Raw genomic sequence first — 12,401 nt, 5'->3', positions numbered from 1 at the left:
GGTGTTTCCTTGCCACTGGCGGCCCCCCTTTTTTCTTCTAGGAGAACCCCATGCCCCAACCGAAACACGAATTCACGACCACTATTGACGGCAGCCTCGAAGTGGAGTGGCAGCAGCTCGAACAGAAGATTGCGGGCTACTCCCTGATCTTCAACCGCAGTGAAGACGAGGACCTGGCGAAGGAAGCCGGGGCGATGCTCGACGACCTCCGGGACCAACAGGACGAGCTGAAAGACAAGATCAAGACGGCCGCCCGCGTGATTACGGTGGAACGCCTCGCCCCGAAAGACTTCGGCCGGTTGATGGCACAGCACCCCCCGCGTGAAGGTGACCCGTTCGATAAGGAAACCGGGTTCAACACTGACACGTTCGACCGGGCGCTCATGGACGCGGCTATCACGAAAGTGGTGGACGGCCACGGCAACCCGGTTGAAGGGTTCCAGTGGGCGGATGTTGTTGACGAGATCTCGTTCGGGCAGTTCCAGACGATCATCAAACTTGCCCTGTCGCTCAACACTTCACAGACCGCGGTCCCTTTCTCGCTAGCCGAATCCGAGAATCGGCAGACCTCAGAAACGAATTAGAAGCAGCGGCAGCTCTCGGCATCCCATATTCCCATTTCAGGGCGTGGGATGACGCTGACCGCGACCTCGCCCTCGCCCTCCGCCGCGTGGAGGCTGAGGAAGAGAAAAACAAGTGCCCAATCTGTGGCGGTGACGCGTCGCAGTGCCAGGACCCGAAGAACCAGCGGGCGTTCGAGGCCGTGTTCAAGCGGTGTTATGTCGGCCGCGCAATCCAAGCCGGTATGCGGGCGCGCGGAGATGACCCGGACGCGCAGGCCCTCGTAGCGTTCGCACGGTTCGACGAAACCAAACAAAAACAGTAGGAGGCGCGCGTGGCGCAGGAACGCACGATCCGCACAGTGCTCGAGTTGAATGTGTCGAAGTTCCAGGCGAACGCGACCCGTGCGGGTGCCGCCGCTAAAGGACTAGCGCGTGAACTCGACGCCGCGTCCCGCGCCTCCCAGAACCTCGACAAGAACGCCTCGAAGGGCAGCAAAGCCGCTCAGGCCGCGCGTGATCTGGAACAGTCGTATTCTCGTGTCGGCACGACAATGCTCGGCGCGGGCACCGCTATGGCCGCGGGTCTCGGTGTGGCTGTGAAGGCCGCGATGGACTGGGAGTCGGCGTGGGCGGGCGTGAAGAAAACCGTCGATGGCACGCCGCAGGAAATGGCGCAGCTTGAAGGCGAACTTCGCGGTCTCGCTAAAACACTCCCAGCGACCCACGCGGAGATCGCCGGTGTCGCGGAGGCTGCGGGACAGCTCGGTATCGCCCGGGAAGATGTCGCGTCGTTCACGAAAACCATGATCGATCTCGGCGAGTCCACGAACCTCACCGCGGAGGAAGCCGCGACAAGCCTCGCCCGGTTCTCTAACATCATGGGCACGAACGTGGGCCTCGTGGACAACCTCGGTTCGACTCTCGTCGGATTGGGTAATAACTTCGCGACAACTGAATCTGAGATCCTCGCGATGGGCATGCGCCTCGCCGGCACGGGCCGTCAAATGAACATGACCGAAGGCGACGTTCTCGGTCTTGCCGCAGCAATGTCCTCGGTTGGTATTGAGGCTGAGGCGGGCGGCACCGCCATGTCAATGGTCATGAAGAAAATGGACGCGGCTGTCCGTGAAGGCGGCGACGGCCTGGCCGGGTTCGCTGAGGTCGCGGGCGTATCTGCTGAGAAGTTCGCGACGGCTTGGCGTGAGTCCCCGTCGAAGGCTCTGGAAATGTTCGTCGGTGGTTTGAACCGTGTTCAGGAGTCTGGCGGGTCTGTCGCGCAGACTCTCACCGAGCTAGGCATCAAAGGCATTCGCGAGCAGGACACGATGTTGCGCTTGGCGGGCGCGCATGAGGAGCTGGCGCGGGCGCTTGCTGCCGGTAACGAAGAGTTCGTGAAGAACACGGCACTCCTCGCGGAAGCTAATCAGCGTTACGAGACGGCGGAGTCGCGTATGCGTATCGCGTTCAACCGGATCGTGGACGCGGGGATTAGTCTGGGCGCTTCACTGTTGCCGGTGTTCGCGCAGGTGGCGGAGGGCGCGGCGTCTCTCGCAGACGCGTTCAATAGCCTTCCCGGGCCGGTGAAGTCGATTGTGGGGACGCTCGGCGCGGTGGGGTCGGTGGCGCTTCTCGCGGGCGGTGGCCTCATGAAGTTGGTCCCGGCGGTGCGGGACTCGGTGGAGGCGTTCAAAACATTCTCAACGTCGGCACCGAAGGCGACGAAGGCATTCAAAGCGTTCGCAGGCGTGCTGGGTGCTGCGGGCATCGTGCACACGCTGACGTCCATTGGCGGGTCGATGCAGGACTTCTCGCTAACCGCGGAAGAAATGGCGATCAACACGCTAAAAGTCGCTGACTCTGCAAAGGCCTGGGATCGCATCTTCGACGGCATGGACATGGGCATCAAGTCCACTAAAGACTTCACGGCAGCCCTAGAAAACATGGCGAACCCCGGCATTCTTGACCGCATGTCGAACCTAAGCGCTGATCTCGGTGGCGTCATCGGGTTCGATGTTCCTGGATGGGATGACGGCGCGCAGCGTATGCGTGAGTTTGGTCGGTCACTTGCTGAACTCGCGTCGACTGACTTTTCGGCGGCTCAAGCGTCATTCCGCAACCTGTGGGAAGCTACCGACCAGAGCCAAGAAACGTGGTCGAACCTGTTGAAGCTCATGCCGGACTTCCGCGGGAAACTCGTCGCTATCGCAGAAGCGAACGGCCTCAACGCTACTGAAGCAGAACTGTTGCGTATCGCCCTCGGTGAGCAGGCCGTCCAAGTAGACGCGACCGGTAAAGCCTTCGCCAAAGTCGAACCGGAAATGAGCGCCGCACAGCAAGCAACACAAGCGCTCACCGAAGCGAACGAAGAACTAATGAAGACACTGTCGGACATTGGTAACGCGTTCCTCGGCGTGCGTGGCGCGGCCCGTGAATACGAGGACCAGATGAAGGCCGCAGCGGAAGCAGCGAAAGAGAACGGCAAGCACTGGGAGGACGGGACACAGGCCGCTAGGGATAACGCGGAAGCCCTCGACTCTCTCGCCTCGTCAAGCCTCCAGTATCTGGACGCGTTGGAGAAGAACGGCGAACTCACGTCGAGCCACATGCAGAAGGCCCGCACCGACATCATCAACGCAGCGGAAGCGTTCGGCGCGACGAAAGAACAGGCCGCACAGTACGCCGACCAGCTCGGCCTGACCCCTGAAATGATCCAAACGAAAGTCGACCTGGAGGTGCAGCAGGCGCAGCAGGGGATCGACAACTACGTGGCGAAGTTTGGGGAGGTTCCGCCGTCTGTTTTGACGCAGGCTGAGGTTGATAAGCGCGCAGCGGTCGATAGCTTGGACGCGTGGAGTGGCCAGGTGGCGGAAGCTGACGGGAGAAAGATTCAGACGGATGTTGCACTGAACTCGGGTGAGGCCCTCGCCTCTGCTGAGCAGGTTCAAGCGGAATTGAACAAGTTCCCCGACTTGGTGAGCGTCGTCGTGAATGCTGACACCTCCGGCCTTCAAACGAAAGTCAAGGCCGCTGACCTGCAACTCGCCTACATCGGTGCGCAAAGCCCGGAACCGAAACTCGGCTTGAACGATAAGCAGTTGAAGGCTGCGGGGGCCGCTGCGGAAGCTCGGTTGAAGGAGCTAGACGGGATGAAACCTACTCCGCAGTTGAAGGCGGAAAAATCGGCGCTTGAACGTGTCGTGAAAGCCGCGAAAGGTGACCTGAATTCTGTGAAAGACAAGAACGTCAAAGTCACCGCGAAAACTAGCGGCAAGGGCGACGTGGACGCTCTGCGGAATAGCGTCGCTGGGTTGCACTCGAAGGATATTTCGGTTCGTATCCGCACTTTCGGCATGAACGCGTTGGCGGCAGCGAAACGAGCCGCGGGTCTCGCGCACGGCGGTTGGGTGTCGCCTGGGTTGTCGTCTGGCGGGTGGGTGCCTGGCGGATATCCGGGCCCTGGTGTGGATAACGTCCTGTGGCCGTTCGCGCCCGGCGCGGCCCGCGGCCGTTATCTGGCTCAGCCTCTCGCGGGTGACGAGTACGTCGTGAACGGCGCGCAAGCGAGGAAGTTCGGGCCGGTACTTGAGTACATCAACAACGGCGCGTCTATGCGGGAGTTTGCTAACGCGGTCGCGGCCCGCGGCAACGTGACTGTGGAAAACAAGTTCTACGGGTTGAATCGTGAAGCGGCAGACATCGCGGCAGAACAGACTCTGGGCCGTGTGCTTAGCTCGGTGAGGGGGCTCGTGTGATTGATTCACTAACCGTCGGCGGCGTAGATATGCTTCGCGGGCCGTGGGATATGGAGCGCGTGACCGGGTGGTTTGACACGCCCGGGGTGCGACTCGAAACCGTGGACCGTTTGGGGCACGGTGAGCACACGTCGGATGGGCGGTGGTCTAACCGGCTCGTTCGGATCACTGGGCTGTTTCATCACGATGACTGTGACGATCAGCAGGCGGAGCGTGACCGGCTCGCTGGGCTGTTTCACGACGGGCAGGCGGTTGAGGTTCGCATGGTTCACGGCGGCCTCGATCTCGCTAACAATTTTCGGTTAGCGGATGAGTTGAAGGTCGAGCCGGACACGGACACGCTGTCGGATTTCGACATGCTGTTGGCAGCAGTCGACCCGTATCTTTACGCGCCGGAGCAGGTGACGTTCCTTCACCCGGTCGGTACGGGTGTCGGGCTGGAGTATCCGCTGTTCCACCGTGGTGGCGTACTCACGTTCGGGACGGGCATAGCAGCGAACGACCCGATCCGTAACGCGGGTAATGCGGAGGCGTGGCCGGTGCTCCTCGTCGTGGGTAACTTCCCGGGCGGGTTCGAGATCACCGTGAACCGGAAGACGATCACGTGGCCGTGGCCCACCACGAAAGCGCGCCCGGTTGAAGTGCGGATGGATGGCGCGATCTTCGAGGCCGGTTCAAACACGACTCACCGCGCTTCCCGCCGCGACTGGGTGAGCATTCCCCCGGGCGGGGTGATTGCGCCTGAGTTCAGTGCGTTGCAGGGCGGCGAGGGTTGGTGCGAGGTGCACCACCGAGACACTTACATCTAGGAGGCAAATAATGGGTTACCCGCTTGGTAAAGAACCGGTGAAGATCGGCACTCGCCCCATGCCGGAAGAGCAAGATGTTTTTCAGGGGACTTCCGCTCAGGATATGCAGCGCGTCCTCTGGGGCCTATATGTCGGCGATGCGCCCCTGATCGTTCGTGGCTGTGAGGTCACGGGCACCTCCAAGATGGCGTACAAGGTCGCGCCGGGCGTGGTGTATATCCCGGTTGGTGACGCGCGGGGGATGCTCGTTCCTGTCGACGGTGCGACGGTCTCAACTGAACCGGCCCCGTCGAGCGGCGCTCGCGAAGAATGGGTGTACGTCGATCAAACTGGGGCGATCAAAGTCGCGGCGGGGTCCCTCCCGGCCGGGACGGTGGGGCTTGATCGTCGCCGTGTGCCGGCGGGCGTGACTGCAACAACTTCGGCCCCCGGTATCGAGAATCACGGGTTCGCGATGCTCCTCGGCGCGTCTATGGGGCGGCTTGGCCAGTGGACTGACACGCTCGGTTACCGAACTGTGGTGCCGTCGTGGAAGCAGACGGTGTTCTCGAAGACTTTCACGCTCGCCACGGACCGGCTTCTTCGTTTCGATCTTAGGCAGTCGATGGCGCTTGAGAAGCCGTCGAACTATAAGGGGTCGTTCGTGTGGGAGATCGTCGTGGACGGTGCGGTGTTCAAGACTTTCGAGTTTGAGGTCGGCGAGATCGCGGAAACGAAGTTCGTTTCCGTAACGAAGTGGATGCTACGCGGTGACCACACGGTGAGCGTGGTGCGCCGCCAGCAGCGTGACCCGAACGTGAAGTGCCTCCATTACATTGGTTCGTCCGCGAACTGGCCGGGCAACGGCTTCGAACTGTCGGATGTGGGGCTTGCACAGTGACGTGGCGTGTGTATCTCGGTAAAACGATGACGGGGCAGGTCGGGCCGCAGCTGGACGCGGTCGGCGGGTCCCTCGATGACGTATTGAATGACGTGAAGAAGGCGACCGTGGTCGCAACTGAAGCGTCACTCGATGGTGTGTCGCGTGAGTGGTGGTCGGTGTGGGCCGGGTGCGTGCTGATCTCGTTTGAAGATTGGTACCAACCTGAAACACTTATCGCGGCGTGCCCTATCACGTCCCCTGTGAAGCAAGATCGTAAGACGGGCACGGTCACGTTCGACTGTGCGGGCGTGGAGGCGCTTTTGGATAAGCGCGTGGTCCTGGACCAGGACTACCGGCCGGGGGACGAGGACAAGCTACGCAAGTCCACTATCGCGTGGGATGGGGTGTCGCTCGGGTCGATTGTGGGGCGGGTCGTCGAGAAGGCTATCCGTAAGCGTAACGGGTTCCTCCCCATCGTGATCGACCCGGAAGAAAAAGCGAAGCGGCAACGCACCTATGAGGGTTGGAATCTCGCGAACAACGGCGCGTGGAAACGCATCAAGGAGATTACCGAAGTCATTGGTGGTCCGGATGTGGCCTTCCGTGCTGAGTGGGCGAACGAGGAGAGGACGCAGTTCCAGTGGCGGCTCGTGACGGGCACGGAGGCGCAGCCGGGTATTGCGCAGAAGGTGACACCAGTGTGGGACGCGACGGCAGCCAGATCCCCGGTTGCGGCTATCTCGGTGACGTCCTCTGCTGAAGCCCTCGCGAACCGGGTTTACTGCACAGGCGCGGGTGAGGGCGCGGGCACGGCGGTGCGCATGGCTGAGGCCGGGACGATCTCCGAATGGTTCCCACTGTTGGAGAACGTGATCACGGATAGCGATTCGGAGAACCTGGACCTGTTGAAGCAGAAGGCTGAAGCGGCTGTCGCGACGCAGGCCCTCGACCAGATCTCCCTCTCGATCTTCTCGGACGACACCGCGCCTATCGGTTCGTGGCACGTTGGGGACCAGGTGGAGGTCGTAACAAGGGGCTGGCTTGAGGTTCCGGATGGCGCGCATCTTTTGCGGGTTATCGCGGCGAAATACAACCTCGACTCGAACAAAGCCGATGTCGAACTACAACAAGACAGGTTGGGGGCTGAACTCGCGTGGTAAAACGCACGAATCTAAAGCCTAGCCCGGAACGCGCGCTCGCTGACTTGACGGCGAAGCTCGCCGCGAAGGCGCAGCAAGTCGACACGCGACCCGCCGGGATAAAGGATCTCGGTGAGCACGGCGACGTGATCTGGCAGGACACTAACCCGGAGACGGGTGCGCCTCGTGGTCGTAGTGTTCGCCGGTTCGCTGTGGAACTGGACTCTACGGTGGAGCGCGCGGCGGCGCTTGAGAAGCGCCTCGCGGACTCCGAGGCCGAGCTGGACGAGGCGCGGGAGGGCCTAGCGAACCTTCGCGATAAAGAACTACCCGCGCTGAAAGAGCAGCTCGCGAACGTCGGTGACGTTGATTTCAGCGAGTTTGACGCGAAGATCGCGGCAGCGGAAGCTCAGATCGCGGCGACCGAGCAGGCGTGGAAAGACGCAGTTGAGGCCGAACGCACTGACCGTGAGCAGGCGGACGGCAACCTCGGTGAGCGTATCGACGGCGTATTCCGCAACATGACCGTGACGGACACGTCGTACCTGTCGAACGCGGTTATCGGTGAGCTGGCAGCGCGTATCGCGAAAGTGATCGAACTCGAAGCCTCCCGTATCACGGCGGGCGAGATCGGCGCTGGCCAAATCAACGTGGTGGAACTCGCTGGCGAGGTCGCGCGGTTCATCTCGCTTGACCTCTCACAGCTTCGAGTCACGGATAAGACAGAACTCAATGAAGCAGTTGCGCAAGCGATTGCCTCACGCACCGCCGAATTTCAAAAAGCATTCATCCAGAACCTTCGCACGAACGGCGCGGCGATTGACGAGGCTGTTATTGGTGACCTCGCCGCGAACATTATTACCTCTGGCCTTTTCCGCACGGCAAAGGAGGGGCAGCGGATCGAGATCGACTCCAACGGCTTCACGTCCTACGGCGTGGACGATGAGGGCAACGACATGGAGCTCGTGAAGATCGCGCGCGATGGCACCGCCACGATCGACACTGGCAAAGCGTCGATGGATGCGGACGGGGGTGTGACGGGCCTCGAAGGCAGGTTCGAGAAACTCTGGGTTGCTGGCCGCGAACTGTCAGATGTTGTTGCTGACGGCCCGCGCGGTGTAGTCGCGTGGGGCAGGAGGTCCACAAACACGAACTTCCGAAAGAGCCTCACACGAGTGCTGGAGGTGTGGACGACGTTGCAGCCGGGGCGGCTCTACCGGATCAGCAGCTCGCCGTTTCGCGTTGACGTGAACTCGAACCCCACGCAGCCGGTCTGGGCGCGTCTGGAATATTTCGAAGTGCCATACGTGAGCGACGACAAGATTTACAGGCTCAACACCTTCCCGGCCACAACTTCCACGTGGGAGCACGTGGTGCCGGGCATGTACTCGACGTTCGCGACCGGGCCGAGCGGCCTCAACCTTACGGAGCCGAAAGACTACAGTTTTCTCGTTCGAACCGAATCGCCGTCGGCCTACCACCGCGCGGTGCTTAATGGTTTACGCGCCGATCTCGTGATCGAAGACATCGGCCCCGATATTGAAGAGTCTGGCCAGGCGTGGGATGACCCGGAGGAGAAGGCCTCGACACCGACACCGCCACCACCACCGCCCCCGCCGGTAAAGACGAAGCGCCACGCCTCCCGCAAGGCGACGGCGTGCGCGACGTATTACCGTGGCGGGTCTCGCCAGTCGGGGAAGAATGACGCTACCCAGGGCTACTATTCGCGCGTTGGCAACCGTGAGGGCATCTGGCTGTTCGGAAACATGCCCGGCGAGTTGTCCGGCTCGAAGGTCGAGCGGGTGCGGCTCGGGTTCTGGGTGGCGCACACCTACAACGCTTCGGGCGGTGTCGCGCACTTCCATCTGCATGGCCGCTCGTCGTTCGGAAACACGGCCGGGCTATCCCGTTACGTGGGGTCTAGGAACGTGAAGCGCAACTCGTGGGTGACGTTCGATATTACCGACCCCGGTATCTGCGCCGGATTCGCGAACGGCACCTACAAAGGGTTCGGCATCTCAACGAACAGCACGGGCCGCAACGAGTACATTCGCGGCAACCCTGACGCGACCCTAGAAATTGATTACTGGAAGTGAGGACAATAAATGTCACTTATCACGAGTGAAGTCATGCTCGGCAACGAAACCCTGCGCCGCCGCGTATGCGGGGCGATCCGCAAAACCGCGATCGGCAAGGAGGGCGAGTTCGCGCGCCTCGGGTTCACTGACCCGGAAACTATCGTGCAGCCGTTCATGCTGGAGCTTGCAGCGAACAATGAGGCGAAGTCGAAGGCGTGTGCTGAGTGCGGCGGCGGGTCGAACATTCCCGACGACACGATCGAGTGGGTTGTTGGTAGCTCGTGGGAGAAGATCGAAACCGCACGCGAACAAACCGCATAACCGCCCACAGAAACCCAGCCCCCTTGTGGGGCTTTTTTCATGCCCTGAAGGAGGCAACCGTGAACACTGAAGAACTGCCAGACATTCCCGAAGGTGTCGAAGTCTCGGACTCGGCAGGTTCGGAGACGCCCGACGTTGAGACCCCTGAACCTGTCGATTATTCGGACGTGGAGGTGGACGCATGAGCGCCCGGAAAGTCCTCGCTATCGCCGCCGGCGAAGTCGGTTATTCTCGCTGGAATGATCCGAAGCGCGGCACGAAGTATGCCCGCGAGACTCAGCCTGTCCTGTGGCCTAACGAGAAGTGGCTACTCGCGAACGGAATATCTTACTGCGACATTTTCGTGACGTGGGTTTTCTGGAAGGCCGGATGCCTGAATATCCTCCCCGGCAGGCAGTCGTATAACGTGAATTATCGCGCGTCGCACGGCGGGCACGTGTCGAAGTCGCAGGCCCAGCCGGGTGACGTGCTCGTGTTCGATTGGAACATGGCGACGAAGCGCGCGAACCACGTCGGCATCCTCGAAAAGGTACTCACGTCCGGGAACTTCCAATGCATTGAAGGAAACACGTCCACGGGCTCGAAGGGTTCGCAGTCGAACGGCGGCAGGGTCGCGCGGCGTGTCCGCAGGCCCTCGCAGGTGCGTTACGTGATCCGCCCGAACTGGAAGGCGGCCCCGGCTCCGGCGGCGTCGAAGGGCACCGCGAAGCCCGTCGCTAAGCCCGCACCAAGTAGCCCGAAGCGTGAGCGCCTCGTCGAAGACGGTCGCTTCGGTTGGAGGTCCGTCGCAGTCCTCCAAGACCGCCTCGGCGTGAAGGTGGACGGGAAGGGCGGGCGCGATACCGTGAATGCCCTTTACGCCTACTTCGGTTTGAAGTGGCGCGACGGGAAATTCTCGCGGCAGCGTGATTTCAACTACCGGTACATGCGGGGCATCAATAAGGCGAACGTCGAGTTCACCCGCTCTGGATACTCGCCGCTCGTGAAGTGCATTCAAACGTACATCGGGGCGAACGCCGATGGTGTTTGGGGTGAAGCCACCTCGCGGAAATTCCAGCAGTTCCTCAACCATTGGGGGGTCGCGTTCACCCGCGCCGACCGCGACGTCGCTTTGAAGCGTGTGAAGGGTGTCAGATGATTTATACCGGCAACGCGACCGTGACGCGCCGCGTTCGAGCTTCCCGTGAAGTGAGGTAGCCATGCGACTATTCAAACGGGCAAGCGCATGGACGCGCGCCGACCCCATCGGTGCATACCTCGTCCTCGTAGGCATCGGGTATATGGCTATCGGGTTCTCGTGGGCGCTATTCCCCTCACACACCCGACAGGCGGGTATCGCGTGGGCACCGTTCATCACGCAAAGTGTCGTGGCCGTGTTGTGGGCGCTCGGCGGGTCCATGTCGCTATTCACCGGCCTAGTCGCGAAAGCCCACCGCAAATGGGGATTCGTGGGGTTGCAGGGCGTGTCACTGTTCCTCACCCTCATGTTCATCGTTTCTACCATTCTGGGCATGATCCCGTTCGGGCCGCCCGGTCGCGCTGAGTCTGTCATCACCGCGATCTCGTATGCGACGTTTTGGGCGAGTGCATGGACGGTGGCCCAGATACCGGTCACGCCAACCAAGGGGGAGTGAGAGTGTGTCTCTTGGCGAACTCGGTCAACTCCTCGGCGGCGGCGGTTTTCTTGGCGTCATCAGCCTCCTGACGTGGTACACCACGAACCGGGGAACGAAGAAAGCAAACGAAACAGACAACCTGAAAGCAGCCTCGGACGCGTGGCGTGAACTCGGCGACGACCTTCGCGAAGAGGTATCAGAGCTAAAAGACGACGTCGAGGCACTGCGCGACGATAACCAGCGACTGCGCGACGAGAACGCCCGCGTGCGCGGGGTGCTCGCAGACATGCGCCGGTGGCTCGCCGAGTTCGCCGCATGGGAGGCCCACGGGGCGAAACCACCCCCGCCCTACACGTGGCAGCAGCTCGAAGCACGGCTCGAGACCATCACTATCACGGGAGAGAAACAATGATCGGAACTAAAGCCTGGGCGCTCGGAGCGCTCGAGAGACCTTGGAGGCAAGCGCCGTGAACATCTGGACCGCAACATTCTGGAAAGCCACCGCTGAACGCGTAATCGGTACAGCCGCGGCTGCCTTCATCGCCGCTATCGGTGACGCGGTGCTGTTCGGTGACGTGACCTGGGAGCGAGTAGGCAGTTACGTTCTCCTCGCGTCAATCGTTACGGTTGCGAAAGCGCTCATCGCTGGCACCGGCGGTGACGGCCCCGGTTTCGGTGGAGCTGAAACGCTTGACGGGAACCCACGAAACACACACCGCGCTGACATAGACTAACCACGTAGGAGCCTACGGGTTCCCGCCCGCCTTGACCTCCGCCTCGCGCGGGGGTCTCGTGCATTCCCCCCCACCTAGCCCTCGCGGGCCGGGTGGGGTCTTTTTTCATGCCCGAAAACTACGGTTCAACCGGCGAATAATGCACCGCGACATTGATACCAGCGTCGTGCAGCTCGCGCGCGATCTGAGCAACCGCAGCAGTATGCACCGAATGTGGCACGGTCACGCCCGCGCGGGCCGCTGACGCCGCATCAACTGCCCTAAAAGCGGGCAATGCAAGCGGTTTCGCGGAAGTGTTCAAAAAGTGTTCAACCCGCCATAAGTGGGACGCTAGGGGCGAACCACCGCACTCAGGACAGAGCGTAAAACACCAGGTCAGAAGCGTAATCGCTAAAGCGCCCCCAGCAGGACTCGAACCTGCAACCTACGGATTAGAAGGCCGTTGCTCTATCCATTGAGCTATGGAGGCATGCCGCGTGGGCGGATCCAGTGTACCGGGATAGGGCTCCGGAGCCGAATGCGCGGCG

12 protein-coding genes and 1 tRNA gene are annotated in these 12,401 nt (G+C 61.5%); 12 read left to right on the top strand and 1 reads right to left on the bottom strand.

What is annotated here, in order from left to right:
- Positions 1 to 50: 50 nt before the first annotated feature.
- The 12 genes from FXY94_RS09730 (at position 51) to FXY94_RS09680 (ending at position 11,874) form a co-directional block, all read left to right on the top strand.
- Positions 51 to 584: a hypothetical protein gene (locus FXY94_RS09730; RefSeq protein ID WP_016664862.1), complete on the top strand. Its 534-nt coding sequence runs from the start codon at positions 51 to 53 to the stop codon at positions 582 to 584.
- 311 nt (positions 585 to 895) lie between these two features.
- Positions 896 to 4,315: a phage tail tape measure protein gene (locus FXY94_RS09725; RefSeq protein WP_016664860.1), complete on the top strand. Its 3,420-nt coding sequence runs from the start codon at positions 896 to 898 to the stop codon at positions 4,313 to 4,315.
- Complete coding sequence (locus FXY94_RS09720; RefSeq protein WP_016664859.1) at positions 4,312 to 5,124, top strand: hypothetical protein; 813 nt, start codon at positions 4,312 to 4,314, stop codon at positions 5,122 to 5,124. The genes FXY94_RS09725 and FXY94_RS09720 overlap by 4 nt, the downstream gene beginning before the upstream one ends.
- Positions 5,125 to 5,134: 10 nt before the next feature.
- Complete coding sequence (locus FXY94_RS09715) at positions 5,135 to 6,004, top strand: hypothetical protein (protein ID WP_016664858.1); 870 nt, start codon at positions 5,135 to 5,137, stop codon at positions 6,002 to 6,004.
- Positions 6,001 to 7,146 carry a hypothetical protein gene (locus FXY94_RS09710; RefSeq protein ID WP_016664857.1) on the top strand — a complete coding sequence of 382 codons (1,146 nt, stop codon included), beginning with the start codon at positions 6,001 to 6,003 and terminating at the stop codon, positions 7,144 to 7,146. The genes FXY94_RS09715 and FXY94_RS09710 overlap by 4 nt, the downstream gene beginning before the upstream one ends.
- Complete coding sequence (locus tag FXY94_RS09705; RefSeq protein WP_016664856.1) at positions 7,140 to 9,221, top strand: hypothetical protein; 2,082 nt, start codon at positions 7,140 to 7,142, stop codon at positions 9,219 to 9,221. The genes FXY94_RS09710 and FXY94_RS09705 overlap by 7 nt, the downstream gene beginning before the upstream one ends.
- 9 nt (positions 9,222 to 9,230) lie before the next feature.
- Entirely contained in the window at positions 9,231 to 9,524 is a 294-nt protein-coding gene (locus tag FXY94_RS09700; protein WP_016664855.1) for a hypothetical protein, read from the top strand.
- A 59-nt stretch (positions 9,525 to 9,583) separates the two neighbouring features.
- On the top strand, positions 9,584 to 9,709 hold the full coding sequence (locus FXY94_RS11130) for a hypothetical protein (RefSeq protein WP_016664854.1): 126 nt from the start codon (positions 9,584 to 9,586) through the stop codon (positions 9,707 to 9,709).
- Positions 9,706 to 10,662, top strand: coding sequence for a CHAP domain-containing protein (locus FXY94_RS09695; RefSeq protein ID WP_016664853.1), 957 nt, complete (start codon positions 9,706 to 9,708; stop codon positions 10,660 to 10,662). Before FXY94_RS11130 ends, FXY94_RS09695 begins: the two co-directional genes overlap by 4 nt.
- A gap of 61 nt (positions 10,663 to 10,723) precedes the next feature.
- Complete coding sequence (locus FXY94_RS09690) at positions 10,724 to 11,158, top strand: hypothetical protein (protein WP_016664852.1); 435 nt, start codon at positions 10,724 to 10,726, stop codon at positions 11,156 to 11,158.
- Positions 11,159 to 11,162: 4 nt separating this feature from the next.
- A complete protein-coding gene (locus FXY94_RS09685) occupies positions 11,163 to 11,552 on the top strand; it encodes a hypothetical protein (RefSeq protein ID WP_016664851.1) in 390 nt (129 codons plus the stop codon).
- Between the two features lie 55 nt (positions 11,553 to 11,607).
- On the top strand, positions 11,608 to 11,874 hold the full coding sequence (locus FXY94_RS09680) for a holin (protein WP_016664850.1): 267 nt from the start codon (positions 11,608 to 11,610) through the stop codon (positions 11,872 to 11,874).
- Between the two features lie 396 nt (positions 11,875 to 12,270).
- Here FXY94_RS09680 and FXY94_RS09675 read toward each other — a convergent pair.
- Positions 12,271 to 12,343, bottom strand: a tRNA-Arg gene (locus FXY94_RS09675).
- Positions 12,344 to 12,401 lie beyond the last annotated feature (58 nt).

Source organism: Dermabacter jinjuensis (assembly GCF_902381725.1).
GTDB classification, from domain to species: Bacteria; Actinomycetota; Actinomycetes; order Actinomycetales; family Dermabacteraceae; genus Dermabacter; species Dermabacter hominis.
The sequence above is the reverse complement of the archived record's forward strand: the minus strand, read 5'-3'. Positions and strand labels throughout refer to the sequence as shown.

Bases quoted from the DNA above. Each gene is read 5' to 3' on its own strand.
- FXY94_RS09730 (WP_016664862.1), top strand. From the start codon at position 51: ATGCCCCAACCGAAACACGAATTCACGACCACTATTGACGGCAGCCTC.
- FXY94_RS09715 (WP_016664858.1), top strand. From the start codon at position 5,135: ATGGGTTACCCGCTTGGTAAAGAACCGGTGAAGATCGGCACTCGCCCC.
- FXY94_RS09700 (WP_016664855.1), top strand. From the start codon at position 9,231: ATGTCACTTATCACGAGTGAAGTCATGCTCGGCAACGAAACCCTGCGC.
- FXY94_RS09695 (WP_016664853.1), top strand. From the start codon at position 9,706: ATGAGCGCCCGGAAAGTCCTCGCTATCGCCGCCGGCGAAGTCGGTTAT.
- FXY94_RS09690 (WP_016664852.1), top strand. From the start codon at position 10,724: ATGCGACTATTCAAACGGGCAAGCGCATGGACGCGCGCCGACCCCATC.